Raw genomic sequence first — 23,678 nt, forward strand, 5'->3', positions numbered from 1 at the left:
GGCATCTACATAGGCGCCGGCGTTCGCGTCAGTTCGAACCCGCCACCTTAGGCTGTTCCTCGTACATCAGCAGCGGCGGAGCGTCCCCGGTAATGGTGTTCTCATCGATCACCACCTTTTGCACGCCCTTGTAGTTTGGCAGGTCGTACATCACATCCATCAGCGACTGTTCGAGTATCGAACGCAGGCCACGCGCCCCGGTCTTGCGGCGGATTGCCTTGCGGGCAATCGCGGAGAGCGCGGCCGGGCGGATTTCCAGCTCAACGCCTTCCATCGCCAGCAGCTTCTGGTACTGCTTGATCAGCGCGTTCTTCGGCTCGACCAGGATCTGCATGAGCGCGGCTTCGTCCAGCTTTGCCAGCGTGGCCACTACCGGGAGGCGGCCGATCAGTTCCGGGATCAACCCGAACTTGATCAGGTCTTCCGGCTCGACCTGCGGCAGCACTTCGCTGGCCTCGCGCTCTTCCTTGCTCTGCACCTGCGCGGCAAAACCGATACCGGTCTTGTCCGAACGCTGCATGATGACCTTTTCGAGGCCGTCGAACGCACCGCCGCAGATAAACAGGATGTTGGTAGTATCCACCTGCAGGAAGTCCTGGTTCGGGTGCTTGCGCCCGCCTTGCGGGGGCACCGAAGCCATGGTGCCTTCGACCAGCTTCAGCAGGGCCTGCTGCACGCCCTCACCGGAGACATCGCGGGTGATGGACGGGTTGTCGGATTTGCGCGAGATCTTGTCGATCTCATCAATGTAGACGATGCCGCGCTGTGCCTTTTCCACCTCGTAGTTGCAGTTCTGCAGCAACTTCTGGATGATGTTTTCCACGTCCTCGCCGACATAGCCGGCTTCGGTCAGCGTGGTGGCATCGGCGATCACGAACGGCACATTGAGCAGGCGCGCCAGCGTTTGCGCCAGCAGCGTCTTGCCCGAACCCGTGGGGCCGATCAGCAGGATGTTGCTCTTGGACAACTCGACGTCGTCCTTCTTGCCGAGGTGCTTCAGGCGCTTGTAGTGGTTGTACACCGCTACGGCCAGGATCTTCTTGGCCTGCTCCTGCCCGATCACGTACTGATCCAGGCTTTCGCGGATCTCGTGCGGGGTGGGAAGATCGGACTTGGCCGAGGCGCCGGCATCCTTGTCGGATGCAGCGGCCTCGTCGCGGATGATCTCGTTGCACAGGTCGATGCATTCGTCGCAAATGAACACCGACGGGCCCGCGATGAGCTTCTTTACCTCGTGCTGGCTCTTGCCGCAGAACGAGCAGTAAAGGAGCTTCTCGCTGGATGAACCTTTTTTATCCGCCATAGGAATCAGTCACATTAGCAGTGTGCGTGCCGCAGTGCCGGAGCGCTGCGGGGATACGCTTCAAACGCATCATACGCCAAAAAAATGGCGCGGCGGGTAGACCCCCACGCTGTGGGGCAAAAGCAAAAAACGAGGCACAAGGCCTCGTTTCTGTATAGCCTTCTTCGTTGCGGCCGGGCGGCGATACCCGGAGTATCGCCACCCGGCCCCGGCCCGGCCCGCCTTGCGGCAGCCGGGCCGGTCTGTCAGGCACGGCGGGTGAGCACCTTGTCGATCAGGCCGTAGTCCACTGCCTGGTCGCCGCTCATGAAGTTGTCGCGATCGGTATCGCGGGCAATCTTCTCGACCGGCTGGCCGGTGACTTCCGACAGGATCGTGTTGAGCCGCTCGCGCAGGTACAGGATCTCGCGGGCCTGGATCTCGATGTCCGAGGCCTGGCCGCGCGCGCCGCCCAGCGGCTGGTGGATCATGATGCGCGAGTTGGGCAGCGCCGAACGCTTGCCCTTGGCGCCAGCCGACAGCAGGAATGCACCCATGCTGGCTGCCATGCCCATGCACAGCGTGGCCACGTCCGGCTTGACGAATTGCATGGTGTCGTAGATGGCGAGGCCAGCCGACACCGAGCCACCCGGCGAGTTGATGTAGAGCGAGATGTCCTTGTCGGGATTCTCGCTTTCCAGGAACAGCAACTGGGCGACCACCAGGTTAGCGGTCTGGTCGTTGACTTCGCCGACCATGAAAATCAAACGCTCCTTCAACAGGCGCGAATAGATGTCATAGGCGCGCTCGCCCCGACCGGACTGCTCAACCACCATCGGCACCAGCCCCAGTCCCTGCGTTTCCAGGGCGGAGGCCTGCGTGGTGGCCAGACGGTCAAGCAAATCATTGCGGGTCATGCAAGTTCTCCTGGAGTTCGGTAAGAGACAAGGCTGCGGCCGGCGCGCCATGCGCTCCGGCCACGGGCCAGGCTCAAGCCTGCTGAGGCTGGTTGTTGCCTTCGGCAGTCAGTTCCTCGAAGGACACCGTCTTGTCGGTGACCTTGGCCTTGTCGCACACGAAATTTACCACGTTGTTTTCCAGCACGTAGGCTTCCATCTCGGCCAGGCGCTGTTGGTCGCCGTAGTACCAGCGCATGACTTCCTTCGGGTCTTCGTAGCTCTTGGCGAAGTCTTCGATCTCGGCCTTGATCTGGTCTGCCTTGGCGTCCAGGCCGTGGGCCTTGACGATCTCGGCCAGGATCAGGCCCAGCTTGACGCGGCGCTCGGCTTGCTGCGTGAACATTTCGGCCGGGATGGGCATGTCCTTGGCGTTCGGCATGCCACGTTGTTCCAGGTCGCGGCGAGCCATTTCCACCAGGCGCTCCTGGTCTTGCTCGATCAGGGCCTTCGGCACTTCCAGCTCGCTCGCCTTGAGCAGCGCGTCCATGACCTGGTCCTTCAGCATGGCGTGCGTGCGGCGCTTGACTTCGCGCTCCAGGTTTTCGCGGATGTCGGCGCGCATCTTCTCGACGCTGCCATCGGCGATGCCCAGCGACTTGGCGAACTCGTCGTTCACTTCCGGCAGGTGCGCCCACTCGATCTTCTTGAGCGTGATGGTGAACTCGGCAGTCTTGCCGGCCACGTCCTTGCCGTGATAGTCCTCGGGGAACGCCAGCGGGAAGGTCTTGCTTTCGCCAACCTTCAGGCCCTGGGCAGCTTGCTCGAACTCGGGCAGCATGCGGCCTTCGCCCAGCACGAAGCCGAAATCGTCAGCCTTGCCACCGGGGAATTCCACGCCGTCGATCTTGCCGACGAAGTCCAGGGTCACGCGGTCGCCGTTCTGGGCGGCCACTTCTGCGCCGCCGTCGCCGTGCTCGCCGGCTTCGCCACGGGTGTGGTAGTGCACGCGCTGCTTGCGCAGGATGTCGATGGTCTTGTCGACTTCGGCATCGGTGATTTCGGTCTTGGTGCGGGTCACTTCGGCGCCAGCCAGGTCACCCAGCTTGACTTCCGGATAGACCTCGAAGGTCGCGTCGAAGGCCACTTCGTCTTCGCTCACGCCGTCGGTCTTGACTTCGAACTTGGGCTGGCCGGCAACCTTGACGTCTTGTTCTTTGGTGATGTCGAAGAACTTGCGGGCAGCCTTGTCGAAGCGCACTTCGAACTCGACTTGCTGGCCGTATTGCTTCTCGACCATCTTCATCGGTACCTTGCCGGGACGGAAACCGGACATCTTCACCGTCTTCGACAGGCGAACCAGACGGTTCGGTCCAGTTTGCCAAGGTTTTCAATGACATTCGACATGGTCGTTGATCCAATCCAGAGTGTTGTTGTGTTCGTAAGCGCACCCCGCTCGCGTGCCCGAGAAGACACAGGCAAAGCGACGGCAAATGCCGATACCCGGCACGCGAACCGCATCGCACGCTGCGGATACGCGCAAAAAATCGCGTTTCCAGAGCATCCGGGCGCAGGTCCGCGCAAACGGAAAACGGGCATTATCGCACGGTTTTCATTCGGTTCCGGCAGTTTTTACCCGGGAACCGGCTCGGCGGGCACATCGCCGCTTGCCACGGTCCCCTGGCGCAAGGCGCGTACCAGCAGCCGCGCCGGATCGATGGCCTCGGCCAGATCGAGCTCAAGCGGCAAAGGCTCCCCTTCGATCTGGCAGGCCAGCAATTCCGCCCCCAATGCGGCCCATGTGAGGCCGCGCGAGCCATATGCAAGTGCCGCGTAGAGTCCTGGCAGCCGAGGGATATCCCTTAGGCGCGCCCCGCTGAGCGCTGCGGCGTCCCGCGCCGCCTGAACCTCGTCGGGCACGCGGCCGATCAGCGGCAGGCGGTTGTGCGAGACGCTGCGCACGCCAACGTACCCTTTGAGCGTTGCCGGATCCAGGCCGGCGGCCGAGCCCGCAAGCGCCGGCAGCAACGCGCCAAGCCGGGCCAGGTTCTCGGCATGCACCGCCGGGCGCGCGTCCAGCGCGCCGGAATCCTGCGGATCCGGCTCGTAGCTGGAGCCGACGCGCGCGGTGCCGTCGGCGGCGCGCGGCAGCAGGTAGCCGGTGCCGGTGACCACGCAATCGGGCCATTCGCCAAGCCGCGCCAGCGCTGCCGGCTCCAGCGTGGTGAGCTGGCCGCGCACCCGGTCGATCGTCATATGGCGCGGCGCGAGCAAGCGCAGCGCTTCGTATGCGTTGGCCACCACTACCACCGGCGCCGCGGCCATCACCGTACCCGCCGCGTCCAGCGCTTGCCAGCCATCCGCGACACGGGCCAGCCGCGCGACCCGGCTGCCGTAGCGGGCCGTCACCGCCGCCCCGGCCCGCGCCAGCTGCGCGCGGCAGATCTCGGGCGGTGGCGCCCAGCCGCCCTGCCCGAACCACAGCCCGCCGTGGGGCACCGGCGCGCCATGCCGGGCCGCGGCTTCCTCGGCGCTCATCCAGCGCGCGAACGCCTCGGGAAAGCCCAGGGCGGCGAGGGCCGCCTGCTGGATCCGGGCGTCCTGCGCGCCGGCGCCGGTCTGCAGCACGCCGCAGCCTGCCAGCCAGGCGCATGCCCGCCGCCGCTGGCCGCGGCGCGATGGGCTGAGGTCAGTTGCGCCGGGCCGTCATGGGCATCGAACAAGGTCACGCGCCAGCCGCGCGCGGCCAGCCGCTCCGTGACCGCGCAGCCGGCCAGGCCGGCACCGACGACGATCGCGTGCCGCTCGGGCCACGCGGCGGCGGGCGGCGGCGGCTGCCGCCGCGTGCCGCGCATGACAGGGAAGCGCGCCACGGTCATCGGTGGCTCGCTGCCGAATCCTGGCACTGAGCTGACCGCGAAGCCGGCCGCCTGCAAACCCCGCTGGAAGACGCTATCCGCCACGTGCGTGGCCAGCGTGGCCTCCGGACGGGCCAGCCGGGCCAGCCGCTTCATCAATTGCGGCTGCCACATATCGGGATTGCGCGCAGGCGAAAAACCGTCCAGGTAAAACGCATCCGCGCCCAGCACCAGCCGCGGCAGCACGGCGTCGATATCACCGAACGCCAGCGTCAGCGCAACCGCCCCGCCCTCGAATTCCAGCCGGTGCAGGCCGGGCAATGCCAGTGGCCACGCGGCCCTCAGTTCGGCGGCCAGCGGCGCGAACTCCGCCAACGCGTCAAGGCTGGCGTGCACTGCGGCAAGCCCCTCGCTGGTAAACGGATGCGTCTCCACCGACACAAAATGCAGCCGCCGGCAACGCCGGGGATCGTCCCGCCATGCCTGCCAGGTGGCCAGGAAATTCAGCCCCAGGCCGAAACCGGCCTCCAGGATCACGAACTGGTCGCGCCCGCCCCAGGCCTGCGGCAAGCCAGTGCCGGCCAGGAAGACGTGGCGCGCCCTCTGCAAACCCGCCGCGCCATCGCGGTAGACCTCGTCGTAGCGCGGCGAGTATGGCGAGCCTGAGGCGGAAAAAACGGGCTCGGCGAGATCTAGGGCGCGGGACATTGACAAGGGGGACAAGAGCACTGAGGTCGGGGAAATCAGGAATGCGGCGGGGACGCGTCGGACGCGAAATGCATCGGAGCTGGAGGATGGCAAAGGCGCCGGCAAGCGCCCGCCAGGCGAGTCCTCCGGCATGCCGCCGGCCCGCCCCAAAGCCTGGCGATGGTAGCATAGCGCCCTGTGCCGCCGGCCCATCCAGGCCGGCACCCGCACGCCTCGCCCGCACGCCTCGCACGCCCTTTCCCGCCTCGCCATGCTCAGCTATCGTCACGCCTTCCACGCCGGCAACCACGCCGACGTTCTCAAACACGCCATCGTGGTCCAGTTGCTGGAGCAGTTGAGCCAGAAAGACAAGCCCTTCTGGTATATCGACACGCACGCCGGCGCCGGGCTGTACGCGCTCGATCATGCCTACGCGCAGAAAAAGGGCGAGTTCGAGACCGGCATCGCCCGCCTTTGGCAGGCCGCCGCCGCCAAGCGCCCCATGCCGACCCTGGTCGAGGATTACCTGGAACAGGTACGCACGCTAAACCCCGATGGCAACCTGAAACACTACCCCGGCTCGCCCTGGCTCGCCTGGCAGATGCTGCGCGACGCCGACCGCCTGCGCCTGTTCGAGATGCACAGCACGGAGATCCAGGTGCTGCGCGACAACTTCCGCGGCGCCGGCCGCCGCGTCATGCTGTATGACGGTGACGGCTTTACCGGCATCAATGCCATCCTGCCGCCACCGCCGCGCCGCGCGCTGGTGCTGATCGATCCGTCGTACGAAGACAAGCAGGACTACGGCCGTGTGGTGCGCAGCCTGCAGGATTGCCTGCAGCGCTTTGCCACCGGCATGTACGCCATCTGGTATCCCGAGGTACAGCGCCGCGAGTCCGTGCAGTTGCCGGTGCAGCTGAAAAAGCTGCCGCTCAAGAGCTGGCTGCACGTCAGCCTGCGCGTCAAGCACCCGGTAGCCGGCGGGCTGGGCCTGCACGGCAGCGGCATGTTCATCGTCAACCCGCCATGGCGCCTGAAGGAAACCCTGGAGGCGGCCATGCCCGCCCTGGTGACGATGCTGCGCCAGGATGACGGCGCCGGGTTCACGCTGGAAGCGCAGGAAAGCTGATCTTCTTCGCGCCGGCGGCCCGCTGGCGAGAAAGAAGCACTTTGGCCCTGCGGCGGCCATCCTCCATACTGGTGATTCGCATTGGCATGCGGCACCGTCATGGAGACCCGCTCATGTGCATCAACTACGCGCCCGCGCAGGCTGCCCTGCTCCGCGACGTATTTGGCGTTACCTGCCCGGTGCAGGAGTGGCCGCCGCAGACGTGGCCCGACTATGCGGCGCCGCTGCTTGTCTCGGACCATGAGCGCCAACGGCGATGCCTGGTCGGCACGTTCGGGATGGTCCCCAGAAAACGCATTCCGCCGGGCGTGGCCAAGTTCGACACCACCAACGCGCGCTCGGAATCGGTAGGCGAAAAACGCACGTTCTCCCCGGCCTGGAAAAGCGGCCAGCTCTGCCTGGTACCCGCCACGTGCTTCTACGAGCCCGGCTATGAAACCGGCAAGGCGTTGCGCTGGCGCATCTGGCTGAAAGATGACGCCCCGATGGCGATAGCCGGGCTCTGGCGCGCGTGGCCAGGCGAGCACCCCTTGATGAGCCGGTTCCATGCGCCAGGCAAGGAAAAAAGGATGATCGTGATCGTGCCGCCGAACGAGTGGGACGATTGGCTGAACTGCCGGGATACGGAACTGGCGCGCAGCTTCCTGCGCCCTTATGCCGCAGACAAGATGGCAGCGGAGCCCGCACCGCTGCCGCCTCGCGCGGCGGAGGCGTCGTGACAGGCGAGCGCCCGCGCGATCGGAACCACCAAGGAAGGAAGCACCGTCAGGAGATGGTGGTCAGGAGATGGTGTACCGGTTCTGCCGGCTACGGGAATAGAGCTCGCGCGCGAGCTCAAGGATGTGGTCGCGGTGGCGGTCGAATGCCTCCAGCACGGCGGGCTCGTCCGGGCGCAACTCGGGGCTGAGGCTGGAGAGTACCGCGCGGTCGACCTCGAAGGAGATCTCACGCGAACTGTCGTAGCCCCAAAAACACACGCAATGCCTGGATGGGTCGTAACTCCGGCTGGGATTAGGAAAATTAAGTGCCATATCCCTATCCTAGTCCGATTCGCCCCCCTCCGTACGGTATAGAAGACGGGGCTGCCGTATTTGTGCCGGACTCAGCAATTACTCCCTTAAAAAAGACTGGAAAGAACCGCTTCCTCCTGTCGCTCCACCCACGATGTGGCCGCTTTGCACTGCCCGGACATGACGCGACATATGCGTTGGGAAGACCAGATCTAAGCATCTTCTACTTCGTCCGCGAACAGCCAGACCGTACGATTCCTGCAACGCAAGGTCCGCGCGCTGCGCGAGCGGTTGCACGCCACGCAGAGCGAGCTGGACCGCTACCGCGACATGCATGCCGCCGCCATGGAGGCGTTGCGCCAGGCCGAGGTGACGCCGGCCGAAGACACCGGGCGGCTACGCGCCGAAGGCGAAGCCCTGCAGATGCGGCACCGTGCCTACAAGCTGCTGGTCGAGCATTACGCCCGGGCCGGCACGCCCATCGACCTGGCCGTCTTCGCCAGGCAGCGCCGCCAGGTCCTCCAGCACATCCTGTTCCAGCAACGCCGCGGGGTGGCCGTGGCGCAGATCAGGGTCGACGATATCGCCTTCCTGCTCCGCTAATCCCATCGCCGGAGGGGAAAGAGAATCCGACGCCCATTGCGACAATCGCGAGCCAGCCGGATCCGCTTACACCGGCTGCGCTTTCAAAGGCCCGCGCAATGCGCGGGCTTTCTTTTTTGTGCCGGCGGGCGGGCTCAATGTAGCCATTGACGAACATTGCCCGCGCAAATGATAATACGTCGCATTTACAACCAACCGCAGCCGCGCGCACGCCATGCCGTCACATCCTTCGCGCGCATTCGGCTTGTTCGCCTACTACGAGGAACTGGTCGGCACCTGGACCCGCAAGCTGAGCAATCGGCATGCCGCCGAGGACCTGACCCAGGACGCGCTGCTCAAACTGCTGGAAAGCAAGGGCAGCCCGCCCGAGCATCCCCGCGCCTACCTGCACCAGACTGCCCGTCACCTCGCCATCGACACTTACCGGCGCGAAGGCGGCCGGGAGACGCTCCCGCTTGACAGCATCGACTCGCATCCCGCAAGCTCCGGCGACCCCGAAGCTGCGCTCCATGCTGTCCAGCTGGCCGCCGCGCTCGAGCAAGCGCTGGCCGAGCTGCCGCTCAAATGCCGTCAGGTTTTTGTCTGGCAACGCCTCGAAGGCCTCTCGCAGCAAGACATCGCCGAGCGCCTTCGGGTATCGAAGAACATGGTCGAGAAAACCATGATCCGCACGATGCGCCATCTGCGCGACCGGCTCGGCCCGCAAGCACCCCATTGAGTACCGCGCCTTGATCCAGGCACCTGCCCCCTCCCCTTTGCCCACCACCCGCCTTGGGGCCACGCTCCCATGACGACGCCGGATGCACCCCGCGAAACCGCGGCGCGCTGGTTTGCGCGCGCCTGCGATGGCTCGCTCAGCGAGCAGGACCGCGTCGAGATGGCGGCATGGCTCGACGCCAGCCCCGTGCACCGGGCCGAATACACGGCGCTGGAGCGCATCTGGCAAGCAGCAGGCGCGCTCGACCCGGAGCGCCTGCGCGCCCTGGCGCAAGCCCCTGCACCGGTCGCCGCCCGAGGCTCGCGACCCGCCATGCGCGCCACAATGATGGCCGGCATCTGCGCGGTGGCCGTCGGCGCCGCATGGTTCGCCGCGAGCAGGCAGCGCCCGGCCCGGCAGCCTATATGGCCAGCTTCAGCACAGCCCCCGGCGAGCGGCAGCGCGTGACGCTGCCCGATGGCTCCGTCGTCGAGCTCAATACGCGCACACGGCTATCGGTACGCTTTGAACCGGGCCTGCGCGCCGTGACGCTAGCCGACGGCGAGGCCATGTTCGAGGTCGCCCACGCCAACGAGCGGCCCTTCGTGGTTGATGCCGGCAGTGGCACCGTCACGGTCACCGGCACCCGCTTCGACGTGCGCCGCGACGGCGCCGAGGTCGCGGTCGCGGTCGAATCGGGGTCGGTGGGCGTGCAAGGCCGCAGCGCAGCGCCGTCTGCCGCGCACCTGTCGGCCGGCCTCGGCACGCGCATCGCCGGCGATGGCCGGGTCGCGCCCGCGGCAGCCGTCGATCTCGGTGCCGCCATGGCCTGGCGCGAAGGCAAGCTGCTGTTCAAGGACCAGCCGCTGTCGCTGGTGGCCGCCGAGGTTTCGCGATATCGGCGCAGCCCGGTCAGGATCAGCGACGCCGGCACCGGCGCGCTGCGCCTGAGCAGCGTGTTCCGTGCCGATGATACCGACGCCCTGCTCGCCGCCCTGCCACGGTTCCTGCCAGTGGGTGTGCGCACCCTTGCCGACGGCAGCACGGAAATATTCTCGCGCTAGATTCAGGTTTTTGCTCCGCGTTTCGTCTTCTCCCCGAGCGTGCCCGCCCCCTGCGGGCAGGTATCCCGTATCCCTTTACGCCGATCCGGCTTATCCGAGAAGACCCCGACGTGACCCAGCAAGATCCGAAGAAGCAGCAACCGCACCAAACGCGCGCCATGCCCCCGCTGATAGCCACCTTGGCCGCCACGCTGATCGGGGCCGTCGCCGCGCCGGCGGCAGCCCAGCCGTCGCGGCAAGCGCCGGCGACCATCGACATCCGTGCCCAGCCGCTGGCCAACGCGCTCACGCAACTCGGCCGGCAAACGTCGCTCCAGTTGTTCTTCACGCCTGCATTGGTGGCCGGCAAGCAAGCCCCCGCCGTCCATGGCAGCATGCCCGCCGAAGCCGCGCTCGATACGCTGCTCAAGGGCAGCGGCATCCGCTACCAGCGCAATGGCAGCGGCATCGTGCTACAGCCTGCGGGCCAGACCGATGCCGCCGCGCAGATCGCCGCCACGGCAGCATTGGCAGCAACGGCAGCGACGGCAGCGACGGCCGCGCCTGCCCAGGAGCCGGCCAGGATGCTCGAAGCCGTGGAGGTCACCGCTTCGCGAACCTCTAGCGACCTGATGCGCCCCACCCGGCAGGTCACGGTCATCGACCGCGCGGAGATCGATGCGCTCAAGGCCGGGTCCGACAGCGTCGCCACCCTGCTCTCCAAGGTCATTCCCGGCATGTCCGACTCCAGCCATACCGTGACCGATTTCGGCCAGACCCTGCGGGGCCGCGGCATGCTGGTCCTCGTCGACGGCATGCCGTTAAACACCAACCGGGACTCGGCGCGCAACCTCGCCAACGTGGACCCGGCATTGATCGAGCGCATCGAAGTCCTGCGCGGCAGCAGCGCCATCTACGGCGGCGGGGCCACCGGGGGCATCGTCTCCATCAACACGCGCCCGGCCGGCGGCCCGCCGCTGTCGGAAACCATGTTTTCACTCACCTCGCCGCTCTCCCGGCTGCGCGCGGACGGCTTGTCCGGCCAGCTGCAGCAACATGTTTCCGGCAGCGAGGGGATGGTCGACTATGCCTTTGACGTCGGCGCCCGCCGCATCGGCAGCGCCTACGATGCGCGCGGCCAGCGCGTCGCCCCGGAGCCCAGCCAGGGCGACCTGTTCCAGTCCGACAACTACAACATCGGCGGCAAGCTTGGCCTGCGCCTGGCGCCCGAGCAGCGCGTGCAGCTCGCCGTCAGCCATTTCAACGCCAGGCAGGATACTGGCTACGCCTCCGACCCATCGGTAGCCCGCCTGCCCCCGGGCAGCGTGCCCGCGCGCGCTATCAGCGGCCTGCAGCTCGCCGACCAGAACCAGATCCGCAACACACTGCTCAATCTTGAGTACGAGCACAAGAACCTGGCCGGCAGCGCCGTCTCCGCGCAGCTTTACTACCGCGACTACTTCACGCGCTTCACACCCTTCGACGCACGCGCCGTCGCCACGCGTGGCGGCAATGTCGACCAGTCCATGCAGAACTCCGGCGTGTTCGGCAGCCGGCTTACCATCAAGACGCCGCTGGACACCGCCAGGCGCACCCGTCTTGTGTGGGGCCTGGACTTCGAGCAGGAACGCAGCGACATGCCGATCGACATCTTCGATCCCAAGGCCTATGACGCCAGCGGCGGCCGCGTCTTCAACAAGACCGGCACGCTTACCTACATGCCGCAGATCACCACGCGCAGCCTGGGCGGCTTTGGCCAGCTGCAGCACAAGTTCAACGAGCAGTGGTCGGCCGAGGGCGGCCTGCGCTACCAGTACGCCAATGCCCGCTTCAACGACTTCGTGCCGCTGTCGCAATCGCGCGTGGCGCAGCCGGCCACCGTCAAGGGTGGCTCGGTCGACTACACCGCGCTGCTGGGCAACGCCGGCGTCGTCTACAAGCCGGTCAAGGGGCACGAGGTCTATGCCGCGTTCAGCCAGGGCTTCAACTTGCCCGACATCGGCCTGCAGGTACGCAACGCGCGCGCCGGCTTCGACATCGGCTCCTCCGACCTGCAGCCGGTCAAGACCAACAACTACGAGCTCGGCTGGCGCGGCGCCTTCGGCAACACCTTGACCTCGCTGGCGGTGTTCTACACCACCTCCGACCTGGGCGATGTGCAGAGCTTCAACAACGGCCTGATCCTGACCCGCACCGCCGAGCGTATCTATGGCGTGGAAGCCAGCGCCGACTACCTATCCGACAACGAGCAATGGGGCACTGGCGGCACCTTCACCTGGATGCGCGGCCGGGAAACCCCGCAAGGCAGCCCGAGCCAGCAGATGAGCGGCTACCGGATCCCGCCCCTCAAGCTGACCGGCTACGTGCAATACCGGCCCGCGCCCGCCTGGGGCCACCGCCTGCAAGCCACCTTCTTCGCCGGCCATGACTACCGGCTCAACGGTGTCGACAGCTTTGGCCGGCGCGACGTGGCCAGTTACACCACGCTGGACCTCATCAGCCACTACCGGGTCGGCAAGAAGGACACCATCACGGTGGGTATCCAGAACCTGCTGAACCGCTACTACTACCCGCTTTACAGCCAGTTGCTGCGCAACAGCAACAACACCTCCCACCTGCCTGCGGCGGGCATCGCCATGACGGCCACCTACGTGCATCGCTGGTAAAGCGACCGGGGCACAGCGATACTGTCGGCAGAATTCGATATACTGTATATGCATACAGTAACCCACTGACGCCATGTCATCCGCACCCCGTCGCATCGCCCACCTGGATATGGACGCGTTCTACGCGTCTGTCGAGCTATTGCGGTATCCGGAACTGCGCGGCATGCCGGTGGTGATCGGCGGTGGACGAAATGCGGTGCCGGAAATACTTCCCGACGGCAGCCGGCGCTTTGCCCGCCTGCGCGACTATGCCGGGCGCGGCGTCGTCACCACCTCCACCTACGAAGCGCGGGCGCTGGGGGTGTTCTCCGCCATGGGCATGATGAAGGCCGCGCAGCTCGCCCCCGACGCCATCCTGCTGCCCACGGATTTCGACTCGTACCGGCACTACTCCCGCCTGTTCAAGGCCGCCGTCGCGACCTTCACCGGCGAGATCGAAGACCGGGGCATCGACGAAATCTATATCGACCTGAGCGACGTGCCAGGCGAGCCTGCCGATATCGGCACCCGCATCAAGCAAGCGGTGCGCGAAGCAACGGGGCTCAGCTGCTCCATCTGCATCGCCCCCAACAAGCTCCTCGCCAAGATCGGCTCCGAGCTCGACAAACCCAACGGGCTCACCCTGCTGGCAGCCAGCGACGTGCCGCTGCGCATCTGGCCGCTGCCCGTGCGCAAGGTCAACGGGATCGGCCCCAAAGCCACCGAGAAACTCGCGACCCTTGGCATCGCCACGGTGGGCGACCTCGCCGGCGCGGACCTCGGCATGCTGCAGACGCATTTCGGCCGCAGCTACTCCGCCTGGCTAGCCGAGATCGCGCAAGGCCATGACGAACGCCCGGTCGTCACCAGCTCGGAGCCCAAGTCCATGAGCCGGGAAACCACCTTCGAGCGCGACCTGCACCCCAAGCAAGACCGCCAGACCCTCTCCGAAGTCTTCACCGGCCTGTGCCAGCGCTTGGCGGAAGACCTGCATCGCAAGGGCTACGTGGGCCGCACCATCGGCGTCAAGCTGCGCTACGACGACTTTCACACCGTCACGCGCGACCTGAGCATGCCAGCCCCGACCGCGGACGCCACGCAACTGCGGCGCGCCGCCACCGAATGCGTCAAGCGCGTTCCGCTGGACCGCAAGATCCGCTTGTTGGGCGTACGGGTCAGCGCCCTGACCCCGGCGGGCGAATGGGAGCCGGCAGCGCTGCCGGTACAGGGGGAGTTGCCTTTCGCCGACAACGCGTAGCAGACCCCGCCGCGAACCAATCCGTCTGATAGTATTGGCACAGCCACGCGCATCTTGCAGCACCAGTGCGCAATCAACACCTTCGGGCTAACGTCAATTGTCATCTGACCTGGATATGCGGGCCTCCACTGAAGCTGAAACCAGACATGATCGCATCGACACCTCGAGGTCGCAGAACCTTACAGTTGCATTACAGCAGGAGCGGTTTGACGCGCTGACTCGCCTCGCGCGCCACCTCTTCAAGGTCCCGGTCGCCATGGTGATGCTGCATGACACGCAGCATGGCACGCATCCCGGCGACGCACCGATCCATATCGACGGCCTGCGCATGTGCATTCATGCGGCGTGCCCCTTGACCACAGCGAGCGGCAGCCAGCTTGGCGCCTTCCGCCTGTACGATGTCGTATCGCGCCAACTGGACCAGGCGGAGCGGGCCCTCCTGCAAGATTTTGCCGACATGGCGGTCGCCATCATCGAGCGCGATCAGGCCCAGGCCAGACTGGACGATGACGCCAACCGGCAGCAGGAGAGCGAGAAGCGGCTCGAACTGGCCATCGCGGGAAGCGGCACGGGCGTCTGGGACCGGGATATCCAGGCGGGCAAGATCCACTACTCGGCTGGCTGGAAAGCCATCATCGGCTATGAAGAATCCGAGATCACCAACCGGATCGAAGATAGCTATACCCGAGTCCATCCCGACGACCTAGCCTACGTCCAGGCCACCATACAAGCCCACTTCAACCAGGAAACGGAAAGCTACGCCGTGGATCACCGGATTCGCTGCAAGGACGGCCGCTACAAATGGATATCCAGCCGCGGCAAGGTAGTCAGCCGCGGCAGCAACGGCGAGCCGCTGCGCATGATCTCCAGGCCCTGTCCGAAGAACTGCAGCAAACCGTCGACCTGATCACCAGCCTGACCAACGAAGTCCCCGGCCTGGTATTCCAGCAGCGCCTGCTGCCAACGGGGGAATCCTTCCTCCCCTACGCCAGCGCCGGCATCGCCGATATCTACGAACTCACGCCGCAACAGGTAGCCGCCAGCACTGCCCCCATCCACGCCGTCATCCACCCCGACGACCTGGAAGCCTACCGCGCCTCGCTCCACGCATCCGCCACCTGCCTGACGCCTTGGCACCTCGAGTACCGTGTCGAGCTGCCCGGGCAAGGGCTGCGCTGGCGGCAAGGTGACGCACGCCCCCGGCGGCTCGACGACGGCAGCACGCTGTGGCACGGGTTTATCACCGACGTGACCGAGCGCAAGCGCATCGAGGGGGAACTGCAGGAATTTGCCACCATCGATTTCCTGACGCAGCTACCCAACCGCCGTCACTTCGTCGCGCGGATCGAACAGGAGCTCGCCCGGATCCAGCGCACCGGCAGCCGCCCTGCCGCGGTCCTGACTTTTGACCTCGACCACTTCAAATCCATCAACGACACCTGGGGCCACGCCATGGGCGACCACGCCCTGCGGTATTTCGCTACGCTGTTGCGCAATGCGCTGCAGAAGCACGATTTCGCCGGCCGCATCGGCGGCGAAGAGTTTGCCGTGGTGCTCCCCGATGCAAGCCTTGATACGGCGGCACGATTTGCCAGGTGCGTACAGCATCAGATCGCGGAAACCGCACTACTTGACGGCAACCACGTCATCGCACTGACCGTGAGCGTCGGCATTGCCCTCATGCATGCCACCGATGCCAGCGCGGATCTATCTCTCTTGCGCAGTGACGGGGCGCTCTACCGCGCCAAGGAACGCGGCCGTAACCGGATCGAGTGTTACTGAGCCAGGCCAGGCCGGCGACTAGCGTAGCCATACCCCACTGCAAAAAGCACACACCGGCAAAATCCCCGGCCACCCGGCCAGCCTCTCCCCCCAATAATCAAGACCTGAAACCTATTTCCGCCCCAAACATTACCAATTAGTCATTTAAATTGCAGTACCAATAGAAAATTTACCTTAAGGTAATGCGCGGGTTTAATGGGTCATGGATATTCAAGATACGCGTGAACAGCGCCTAGCCCAAATCATGGCCGAACAATTCGGCGGCTCCATCGCACGCCTGTCCGACCGACTCGACCGCGACCCCTCATACTTCTCCCGCATATTTTCGGACACCGGCAAAGCCGGGAAAAAACGCATCGGCGAACATCTCGCACGCGATATCGAAGCCAAGCTCGGCCTGCCGCGCCTGTGGCTGGACGGCGACGCGCAAGACGCAGCCGCGCCCCTGAAAGAAGACCCCCTGCCGCCCGAGTTAGCTGCACGATTCGCGCGGCTGATCAATGGCTTGCGCAACGAAGACATCGACCGGGTGCTCGCAGCCATCGAATTGATCACGCAAGTCGAAACCGTTCGCTCGGTGCGCAAATACGCAAAAAACACGAAAGCCGCCCGCGTGCTGAAGACCGGCGGCAGAAACCCGGCACTCAAGCAAGCCGGCCACGCCGTTCACGAAGGCGGCGCACAGACGCCTGCCAAGGCGCGCAAGAAGGCGTCGGCAAGCTGAGATGAGCGAGGCGGTCTCCATACCGCCTCGCCCGCCACGCTCGGCATGATCCCCTTGGTCAACCCGAGTTACCCATTGAGCTTGCTTTTGTAGTTACCCATGGGTAATCTTGGTATCGGCTTCGCTGAAGTTGCGGGGTACCCGCACGGGCACACCAGGCCGTAAGCGAACGAACACGACCAAGGAAACTTCATGCTCATAGGACTCTGCGGCCGCCCAGGCTCCGGTCAGGACCTCATCACGAACTACCTGGCTTCCGGGCGCCACGCCTTCCACATCGCCACCTTCGACGCCCCGCTCCGGCACATGATCCAAGCCTGCACGGGCATCAATGAGGCCCACTTCGGGCCGGCGAAACTCAACAATGTCATACCCGCACTCGGCAAGTCGCCCGCCCAGTTGCTGCAAACGCTGCGTGAATCCTGGAACCGTGCCCCGATGGATCCGGATGTGTTGGTCAGGTACCTGGCCGAGGCGCTGGACCGGCTGGACGGCCGCGATGTGTTGATCCCCGATGTCGCCACGCAAGCAGAGGCTGAATTCATACAGGCGCACGGTGGACGGTTGATCCGGGTGGTTTCGCGAAGCGGGCCAGGGGCGGACCGGTTGATCAAGCGGGCATGGATCGATCTGGAGTTGGAGGTGGGCGAGCACCCGGATTGGCTGTATTTGTGGGCGAAGAAGCTCTGGTGGGTTGACGGGTTGCGACACAGCCTAATGACCAAGGTTCGGCGCATCCGGCGCGACGGCAACCAGCAAACAAGATTTGCACAATTGTTAGCAGCAATGGCTAACATGAAGGTGCACACGATCGAGTTCGCCAGCCAAGCGGCCCAGCCGCCCAAGCCATGCCTGGGAACGTCCATCGAGGAGGTGCCTTTCAATGATCAATATCCAGTTCATCGAACGTGACGGCCGCCCCGAATTCGCGGTAGTGCCCATCGAGGTGTGGGAGCGGATCAAGCATCGGGTCGAGGACCCGGACGATGTCGCGCGGCCAGACCGCGCCAAGGCCCAAGACAACGCCTTTCGGATCCCCGCCGCCATCCTGGACGCCGAACTCGCCGGGGATAATCCGGTCAAGGCCTGGCGGGAATATCGCCGCATGACCCAGGACGCGCTGGCGACTGCGGCAGGCCTTAGCAAGCCCTACCTTAGCCAGATAGAGAACCGCAAACGCGAAGGCAGCCCAGAGGTTTTCCAGAGCCTGGCGGCGGCGCTGCGCGTCCCACTCGACGTATTGGTCGGACAGCAGGAAAAATAGCGCGACACGCTATCTCCAGGCGGAGTATCTGGCACTTTCCACTATTCCGCGGTCAAAGCATCCCCCGAAAACAGCAGCAGAGCACTGCTCAGAGAGAGAACCATGGATTCGATACCGCAGCGCAACGTACACGTCGTCCCTCATGGCGACGGGTGGGACATCATCCACGAGGGGGCGAAGGGCGAAAGAGCACATTTCCTCACTCAGGAGGAAGCGGTGGAAGCCGCGACGGTGATTGCACAGCGCGAGAAGGTGGAACTCCTGGTGCACGGTCAGGATGGCCAGATCCGTACGCGGAATAGCTACGGGCGCGACCCCAGGAGCGTGAAGGGTTGATCGTGCCCAGATGGCTGGCGTCCGGGATAAGCCGGACGCCACTGCGCATGCTGCGCCAACGCGCGCAGACGCAAGCTGCACCGCCACTGGCATTGCGGGCTTGGGGCCGTGAGCAGGTAAGGCGCATTAGTCGACGAGACCTGCGCGGCCAGCGCCGAGGACCCGACGCTCCAACCTACCGCATGGGGTAGCCACTAGCGTAACGGGCTTCTGGCGTTGTGCGGCATCGCCCGGCCTCGTGGGCTACCCACGCATCATGCCTCCTTCACCCTTGCGGCGGAACAAAGGCACCGCGATCTACCCATTCGGGGGATGCGCGCAGGACCGGCCGCTGCCAAAGTAGCATCGAAGGTGCACTGCGAAGTCACCCGCTATCACTTGAAGCCCCAGCACTCCCCTGCTTGGGGCTTTTTTTCTCGGGGCGCGCCGGCGCTACGGCGCTAGCTCCTTCCTCGCCGTATATCCCACCCCGTAAGGCGCTCAGCCCCCTCTACGGCGGGGTACTGAAACTGGTGCGACGCACCACAATCAATAGCGGCGACAGATTGCCTCCCTTTGCCTTGCCTCGAAACAGTAGGCGATCACGCCCGCCCCCCCCCTTTTTCACCCACCGGGATGCAGCATGAGAATTACTCCGATTCTTGCCCTAATGTTGGTGCCGGGCGCAGTCCATGCCCAACTCACGGCATACAAAGCTTCCGGCTCTGCTGGCTACGGCGGTTATGGCGCAGCCTCGCAGCAGCATGGCAGCACGGCCTACGGCTCAGCACAAGGTCAGAGCAATTCGCTCTCCGGAGTAAACGGCGCCATTGCGCAGCGCTATAGCAATGCGACTTCAGGGCATCAGCGAGACGATATGACCGCAGCGGAGACCGCGGGAGCTTCGCGGGACTACGGCGGCGGTGGCGGCAAGACATCGTTGAATCCGTCGACAGGCCGCTCGCAGCCGGGTAAATGAATTGGAGCGGCGCAGCCGTGCTGGGAACGCCGTCTATCAACTGGCGCTCGGCCAATGTGTCGGTACCAAGTTTAGCGATCTCATCCCGCAGCGCTCGTTCTCCGAGGGCCCGCTGTGCCTGGTGCCGACCTGACAGCTAATTGGGCGATGCACTGGCGGACCGCCCTCCATGGGACCAAAGTCCAATAGCCTGGAAGCCTCGCTGCATATACCATGTGCTCAAAGCCATTCCACAAGCTGCGGAGCAGGTGGCTTGGCGGTCTGCTGCCGCCTGTCGGCGGGCTGGCGCGAACAGGGTCCCATGCACGACAGCTCCGTGATACCGACAGCAATGGTCGTTTTTCGGTTGCCTACGGAGCATGACATGCACAAGAGCACTGACTGTTGTCCACCGGAGTCCTCCGACAGCGTTGGACGACGTACCGTACTGAAGACTGCGCTCGGCGTCGCAGCCGTTGGGCTGATGGGAAGCATGGGCGGCGTTGAATCGGCTTACGCGGCGGCGCTATCGAAGGCTGAGCGAGACAAGTTAACGCCGGACCAGATTATCGAGAACCTTAAGCAAGGCAATAGACGCTTCCGTTTAGGGAAGATGCTGCCCCACGATTATCTGGCGCAAAAAAAGAGGGACTGCCGGCGGGCAGTATCCGGCGGCGGTGATCTTGAGCTGCATTGACTCCCGGGCTCCGGCCGAGATCATCCTTGATACGAGAATTGGCGATACTTTTAACGCGCGCATCGCGGGCAACATCGCCAATGAGGATCTCATCGGAAGCCTGGAGTTCGCTTGCGCGGCAGCCGGCGCCAAAGTGATATTGGTGATGGGGCACACAGCCTGCGGGGCAATCAAGGGCGCGATTGATCAGGTTGAACTGGGACACCTGACTGGTCTCCTTGCCAAGATCAAGCCGGCTGTGGATGAAACGCAGTACTCTGGCGACAGAAGCAGCAAGAATGATGAGTTTGTCGATGCGGTGGCAAGAACCAATGTTCGACGCGCGATCGACGCAATCCGAAACGGGAGTAGCGTGCTGGCCCCGATGGAGAAAGATGGAAAATTAAAGATTGTTGGCGCGATGTACCACTTGAACGGCGGGGCTGTCGAATTCCTCACCTGAAATGCTGCCTGATACCCCCCGATACACCCGGGCCGTGAATTCGCACCCTACGCCGCGTCGCGCTCGGCCTGCGCCAGCCGGATCTGCGGCAGCACAATGCCTTCCAGCCCCGGCACACCATGTCCCGGCCCCCAGATCTGTTCGTTCACTGCCGCCAGGAAAAACGGTGTGCCGCGATTCTGCAGGATCGGCCTGACGGCAGGTCGATCGCCGGCAGCACAGCTGTCGTGACTGACGTCAGCAAACTGTCATAAAGCGGGTCTAAGGTTAACGTTCGCCCCCACTGCATTTCCAATGCAACCGGGATTTCTTGGAGTCACTTACCGGAGGCACATATGGCTGTCAGTCTCAGGTGCTGGTCCGAAGACGGCGAGGAAGTTATCGACGTGCCGCAGTTTCAGATAATCACGGCGTTCGCACCGCATACGACATCGCCACCACCGAAGAAGGCAGTAGACATCAAAGAAGAATCCATCAAATGGACGATGCCAGACGACCCAGATCGCTTTGGCGATTTCGCGTAACAAGTACGCCGAAGTGCCCAAAGCAAAAAGCCCGCGAGGCGCGAACCTGGCGGGCTCAGAAAAAACGAAAAGGCTCGCTCGCGCGGACCGCGCCGCGAGGCTACTCGCCGGATTCCTCAAACATCACTGCCTGCTGCGCCGCGGCGTATCCCAGGATCGTCACGCCTTCGCTATCGAGCCGTGCGGGCTGCGCCGGCAGTTCCACAGCCGGCGTATCTGGATACATCTCCGCTAGAATCTCATCGGCGTCTTCTCGGGATTCGAACGGCCCGAAATGAATAACTCGCGGCCCGGTGATTACAGCGAACAACCACGCATCCACTGTATCTAGCGAATAGATCACCGCTAGTGAGTGCGCATGCCGGTACATAGTTTCCTCCAGATCTTGTCATGTTCTCCAACACAACTATCGATGCTGGCGAGCCCCCACCACACTGGGCGGGACTGCGACGTCTGCATGAGATCATTTTAGGAAACTAGCCGGGAGCGGCAAGTACCGTCAAGTGCACGACCGATGTGGCGTGCCCGGCTCCGGCGTGATCACCCATCCCGCCGCTGTGACAGATGTTGACAATCTGCGCCCACTCGCCCTGCTAGCCTTGAATATCGCATCGCGGCCTTCCGCTTGGCACGGTGCGGCTTCCAATCCCCGCCGGGTATTACCACCCCTGGCGGGCTTTTTTTTGTGGCCATCCACGCACGGCGGGAATGGCCTACACTGGTTGCATAGTCACCCGATAGGAGGCTGCCATGGTTGCCTCGCTAGTTGTCCTGCTCATCGGATTAGCGCTCTGCGCGATCGTTGTCTGGGTGCTCCGCGAACATGACCCGTCCCTGCTCTCGACACAACAGCGTGCTGTCCAGACTTGGTTTGACCACCTGATTCATCGGCACTGAGGATCGCATCGCCAAATCCTCGCAGCCCGCCGCCCGGCGGGCTTTTTGTTGTCCGCCCCTGGCACTCGACGGCCACCGCCCGAAATTCAATATTGATCATGTCGCCCGTCGTGATCCCCACCGTAGTTCCGCTGATCGCCGTGATCGTGATCGTGATCGTGATCGCCGTGGTCCCTATCGTGATCCCGGTGGGGTTCTCCGCCGTAGTACCCGCCACCGCCGCCGCGATGCTCATCACCATAGGGCGCTACAACACAGCCGCTCAGCAGCACGACAGAAGCGGCAAGCATCACAGAAATGGGTTTCATAGGTCTCTCCTGATTGACCTTGGACTCCATTCAGAATACGCACTGCGTTCGCGCACGGTGATGTGCGCTGGATGGCCGCGGCAGCGCTCAATTAATCCAATCGATCAATGCTTGCCATGCACGTGGGCGTTCCCATGGGCGCTCCCGTGGGAGGTCCGGGTACGCGTTTCGCTCCGATCTTCCGCACGCGCGCGTCCCTTGTCGCGGTCTGCTGCGTCCGGACCATTGGAGTTGCGCAGGCCGCTGCCGCTGATGTGGCTGTCCGAACGGCCGCCAAAATCGCCTCGGGCCCCACCGCCCATGCCACCGCCGCCTCGCTGAGCGAAGGCGGCCATCGAGCCCGTCGCCAGGAGCGCAGCCGCGATCAAGGATAGTACGCGGGTCTTGTTCATCAGATTCTCCTCAGTCCTGCAAACACACTGTTCACGTAGCCTGCTGCCGTTCCATTGCTCAGCAACGCCCCTTCTTGGCCTGACCCGGCGGGCAAAAGCCCGGCCCCGGGCCTGGATCGACAACCACCGCGGCAGGTGCCTGAACCGCGACACCAGGCGTATAGACTGTGCAGCCGGTCGCAAGCGTGCCGGCCAGCACTACGCCGAGAATGAATTTCATTTCTTCTTCTCCCCTGTCTCAATTGGGCACCGGCGGTACCGGCGCCCTTGCTTGCTTCACTTCAGAATGCGAAATTCTGGACCACGTCACCCACGGCCACATTGACCTGCTGCGTGCTGACCGTCCCACTGGAGCTCGTGGCCTGGATGCTGTACTTGCCTGCCGCAGTAAGGTCCGCTGTCAGCAGGATTGGCAGCGTAGTCTGGTAGGTCCCCACCACAGGGGCGCCGGCCGGCAACGCAGCCTGGGTCGGGAACAAGCTGTAGGCGCCTGTATCGCTTGCAGCGGCTGTCGCTGCGATTTCGAAGGTGCCGCCGCCCGTTGACTGAAGTGCGCGGATGGTCGCTAGTGCGCTGGCCGGAGTGACCGTTCCGGAAACGGTGCGGAACACCGAACTCGGCAGGGTGATCGGCAAGGCTGCGGTCGAAACGGCAGTGCTGCCGCTCGCTACCACGGGCACGCCGCGCACGATGCCGGTGCCGCGCCCATTCGCGGAGGTCGGCACAATCACCACGTCCACATTGCCGGCTGTGCTGCTTTGCTCGATCGGCGAGAGCTTGAAGTTGCCGTTGGCATCGGCGACAGTCGCCTTGACCACAACGCCGTTGCGCTCGGCATAGACCTGGGCGCCGGGTGCTCCGGCCAGTACGCCCGTGACCGCGCCGCTCACCACGCTCGGCAGCGCGCTCACCACGGGCTTCAGGGAAAAGGTGCCATTACCGCGTGCAACAACAGACTTACAGGCATCGAAGTCCAGCACCAGGTCGGTCAGGGTGTTGGCCGCCACGGTGAAGGGACGATTGATCTTGATGCCGGACTGTACGGCACTGGGCGTGTCCAGTGCCTGCTCGGCGCCCCCCGTGGGCACGACCGAATTGGCAAGCGAACCGGCGCTGTTGGGTACGAGAACGAGGCGGATCTGTTGGTAAGTGCCCGCAGGCAACGGGGCTTGCCCGAGTTTCCCTGGAGTTCTTAATCATAGCTATTCTCAACCGAGTGTCTGGGCAACTGGAGCATAGATCCCTTTGAATGTCGTACGCTGTAAGT

At 64.4% G+C, this 23,678-nt stretch carries 25 protein-coding genes and 3 pseudogenes; 18 read left to right on the forward strand and 10 right to left on the reverse strand.

Features of this window, described 5'->3' with window-relative positions; all coding sequences use genetic code 11:
- Window positions 1-28: 28 nt before the first annotated feature.
- The 4 genes and pseudogenes from clpX to mnmC form a co-directional block, all read right to left on the reverse strand.
- On the reverse strand, window positions 29-1,303 hold the full coding sequence (gene clpX, locus OR16_RS24635) for an ATP-dependent Clp protease ATP-binding subunit ClpX (RefSeq protein ID WP_006160855.1): 1,275 nt from the start codon (window positions 1,301-1,303) through the stop codon (window positions 29-31).
- Window positions 1,304-1,548: 245 nt separating this feature from the next.
- Window positions 1,549-2,199, reverse strand: a complete 651-nt coding sequence (gene clpP / locus OR16_RS24640; protein WP_006160857.1) for an ATP-dependent Clp endopeptidase proteolytic subunit ClpP — start codon at window positions 2,197-2,199, stop codon at window positions 1,549-1,551.
- A gap of 73 nt (window positions 2,200-2,272) precedes the next feature.
- Window positions 2,273-3,585 (reverse strand): annotated as a pseudogene (gene tig / locus OR16_RS24645) (trigger factor).
- 225 nt (window positions 3,586-3,810) lie between these two features.
- Window positions 3,811-5,744 (reverse strand): annotated as a pseudogene (gene mnmC / locus OR16_RS24650) (FAD-dependent 5-carboxymethylaminomethyl-2-thiouridine(34) oxidoreductase MnmC).
- A 250-nt stretch (window positions 5,745-5,994) separates the two neighbouring features.
- Between mnmC and OR16_RS24655 the strand changes: the two are divergent.
- Together OR16_RS24655 and OR16_RS24660 are read left to right on the forward strand one after the other, a co-directional pair.
- Window positions 5,995-6,852: a 23S rRNA (adenine(2030)-N(6))-methyltransferase RlmJ gene (locus OR16_RS24655; protein ID WP_006160860.1), complete on the forward strand. Its 858-nt coding sequence runs from the start codon at window positions 5,995-5,997 to the stop codon at window positions 6,850-6,852.
- A 113-nt stretch (window positions 6,853-6,965) separates the two neighbouring features.
- Window positions 6,966-7,571 carry an SOS response-associated peptidase gene (locus OR16_RS24660; protein ID WP_006160862.1) on the forward strand — a complete coding sequence of 202 codons (606 nt, stop codon included), beginning with the start codon at window positions 6,966-6,968 and terminating at the stop codon, window positions 7,569-7,571.
- 60 nt (window positions 7,572-7,631) lie between these two features.
- Here the strand turns inward: OR16_RS24660 and OR16_RS24665 are convergent, their stop codons facing one another.
- The gene (locus tag OR16_RS24665) at window positions 7,632-7,883 is read right to left on the reverse strand and encodes a DUF1488 domain-containing protein (RefSeq protein ID WP_043420919.1); all 252 of its coding nucleotides are present in this window, start codon (window positions 7,881-7,883) and stop codon (window positions 7,632-7,634) included.
- A gap of 270 nt (window positions 7,884-8,153) precedes the next feature.
- Here OR16_RS24665 and OR16_RS24670 point away from each other — a divergent pair, with 270 nt between their 5' ends.
- From OR16_RS24670 to OR16_RS24725, 16 genes are all read left to right on the forward strand, one after another.
- Window positions 8,154-8,465 carry a hypothetical protein gene (locus tag OR16_RS24670; protein WP_006160866.1) on the forward strand — a complete coding sequence of 104 codons (312 nt, stop codon included), beginning with the start codon at window positions 8,154-8,156 and terminating at the stop codon, window positions 8,463-8,465.
- Between the two features lie 214 nt (window positions 8,466-8,679).
- Window positions 8,680-9,183, forward strand: coding sequence for a sigma-70 family RNA polymerase sigma factor (locus OR16_RS24675; RefSeq protein ID WP_006160867.1), 504 nt, complete (start codon window positions 8,680-8,682; stop codon window positions 9,181-9,183).
- Between the two features lie 69 nt (window positions 9,184-9,252).
- Complete coding sequence (locus OR16_RS46305; RefSeq protein WP_237717207.1) at window positions 9,253-9,630, forward strand: DUF4880 domain-containing protein; 378 nt, start codon at window positions 9,253-9,255, stop codon at window positions 9,628-9,630.
- On the forward strand, window positions 9,588-10,226 hold the full coding sequence (locus OR16_RS24680) for a FecR family protein (protein ID WP_237717208.1): 639 nt from the start codon (window positions 9,588-9,590) through the stop codon (window positions 10,224-10,226). The genes OR16_RS46305 and OR16_RS24680 overlap by 43 nt, the downstream gene beginning before the upstream one ends.
- 158 nt (window positions 10,227-10,384) lie before the next feature.
- Entirely contained in the window at window positions 10,385-12,871 is a 2,487-nt protein-coding gene (locus OR16_RS24685) for a TonB-dependent receptor (RefSeq protein ID WP_043420934.1), read from the forward strand.
- Between the two features lie 73 nt (window positions 12,872-12,944).
- Window positions 12,945-14,108 carry a DNA polymerase IV gene (gene dinB, locus OR16_RS24690; protein ID WP_006160869.1) on the forward strand — a complete coding sequence of 388 codons (1,164 nt, stop codon included), beginning with the start codon at window positions 12,945-12,947 and terminating at the stop codon, window positions 14,106-14,108.
- Between the two features lie 97 nt (window positions 14,109-14,205).
- Window positions 14,206-15,015 (forward strand): PAS domain-containing protein, encoded by an 810-nt coding sequence (locus tag OR16_RS46310; RefSeq protein WP_237717209.1) that lies wholly within the window; start codon window positions 14,206-14,208, stop codon window positions 15,013-15,015.
- Window positions 14,910-15,890 carry a GGDEF domain-containing protein gene (locus OR16_RS46315; protein ID WP_050983096.1) on the forward strand — a complete coding sequence of 327 codons (981 nt, stop codon included), beginning with the start codon at window positions 14,910-14,912 and terminating at the stop codon, window positions 15,888-15,890. Before OR16_RS46310 ends, OR16_RS46315 begins: the two co-directional genes overlap by 106 nt.
- A gap of 202 nt (window positions 15,891-16,092) precedes the next feature.
- The gene (locus OR16_RS40000) at window positions 16,093-16,614 is read left to right on the forward strand and encodes a hypothetical protein (RefSeq protein WP_006160870.1); all 522 of its coding nucleotides are present in this window, start codon (window positions 16,093-16,095) and stop codon (window positions 16,612-16,614) included.
- A 192-nt stretch (window positions 16,615-16,806) separates the two neighbouring features.
- Window positions 16,807-17,526 (forward strand): hypothetical protein, encoded by a 720-nt coding sequence (locus tag OR16_RS24705; RefSeq protein WP_006160871.1) that lies wholly within the window; start codon window positions 16,807-16,809, stop codon window positions 17,524-17,526.
- Entirely contained in the window at window positions 17,498-17,878 is a 381-nt protein-coding gene (locus OR16_RS24710) for a helix-turn-helix domain-containing protein (protein WP_006160872.1), read from the forward strand. Before OR16_RS24705 ends, OR16_RS24710 begins: the two co-directional genes overlap by 29 nt.
- A gap of 102 nt (window positions 17,879-17,980) precedes the next feature.
- Window positions 17,981-18,214: a DUF2188 domain-containing protein gene (locus OR16_RS24715; RefSeq protein ID WP_006160874.1), complete on the forward strand. Its 234-nt coding sequence runs from the start codon at window positions 17,981-17,983 to the stop codon at window positions 18,212-18,214.
- 622 nt (window positions 18,215-18,836) lie between these two features.
- The gene (locus tag OR16_RS43665; RefSeq protein WP_141639910.1) at window positions 18,837-19,172 is read left to right on the forward strand and encodes a hypothetical protein; all 336 of its coding nucleotides are present in this window, start codon (window positions 18,837-18,839) and stop codon (window positions 19,170-19,172) included.
- A gap of 364 nt (window positions 19,173-19,536) precedes the next feature.
- Window positions 19,537-19,848 (forward strand): hypothetical protein, encoded by a 312-nt coding sequence (locus OR16_RS47810; RefSeq protein ID WP_337459866.1) that lies wholly within the window; start codon window positions 19,537-19,539, stop codon window positions 19,846-19,848.
- Window positions 19,829-20,290: a carbonic anhydrase family protein gene (locus tag OR16_RS24720; RefSeq protein ID WP_006160877.1), complete on the forward strand. Its 462-nt coding sequence runs from the start codon at window positions 19,829-19,831 to the stop codon at window positions 20,288-20,290. Before OR16_RS47810 ends, OR16_RS24720 begins: the two co-directional genes overlap by 20 nt.
- A 335-nt stretch (window positions 20,291-20,625) precedes the next feature.
- Window positions 20,626-20,814: a hypothetical protein gene (locus OR16_RS24725; protein WP_006160878.1), complete on the forward strand. Its 189-nt coding sequence runs from the start codon at window positions 20,626-20,628 to the stop codon at window positions 20,812-20,814.
- A gap of 100 nt (window positions 20,815-20,914) precedes the next feature.
- Here OR16_RS24725 and OR16_RS24730 read toward each other — a convergent pair whose 3' ends face one another.
- The 5 genes and pseudogenes from OR16_RS24730 to OR16_RS24740 all read right to left on the reverse strand — a co-directional run.
- The gene (locus OR16_RS24730) at window positions 20,915-21,184 is read right to left on the reverse strand and encodes a hypothetical protein (protein ID WP_006160879.1); all 270 of its coding nucleotides are present in this window, start codon (window positions 21,182-21,184) and stop codon (window positions 20,915-20,917) included.
- Between the two features lie 613 nt (window positions 21,185-21,797).
- Complete coding sequence (locus OR16_RS43670; RefSeq protein ID WP_081488879.1) at window positions 21,798-22,019, reverse strand: hypothetical protein; 222 nt, start codon at window positions 22,017-22,019, stop codon at window positions 21,798-21,800.
- Between the two features lie 104 nt (window positions 22,020-22,123).
- Window positions 22,124-22,411: a hypothetical protein gene (locus OR16_RS24735; protein WP_006160881.1), complete on the reverse strand. Its 288-nt coding sequence runs from the start codon at window positions 22,409-22,411 to the stop codon at window positions 22,124-22,126.
- A gap of 58 nt (window positions 22,412-22,469) precedes the next feature.
- Entirely contained in the window at window positions 22,470-22,631 is a 162-nt protein-coding gene (locus tag OR16_RS44640) for a hypothetical protein (RefSeq protein ID WP_085961310.1), read from the reverse strand.
- A 61-nt stretch (window positions 22,632-22,692) separates the two neighbouring features.
- A pseudogene (locus OR16_RS24740) lies at window positions 22,693-23,589 on the reverse strand (DUF4382 domain-containing protein); the annotation flags it as partial.
- Window positions 23,590-23,678 lie beyond the last annotated feature (89 nt).

Origin of the sequence: Cupriavidus basilensis OR16 (assembly GCF_000243095.1) — a bacterium.
In the GTDB taxonomy this organism is placed as follows: domain Bacteria; phylum Pseudomonadota; class Gammaproteobacteria; order Burkholderiales; family Burkholderiaceae; genus Cupriavidus; species Cupriavidus basilensis_D.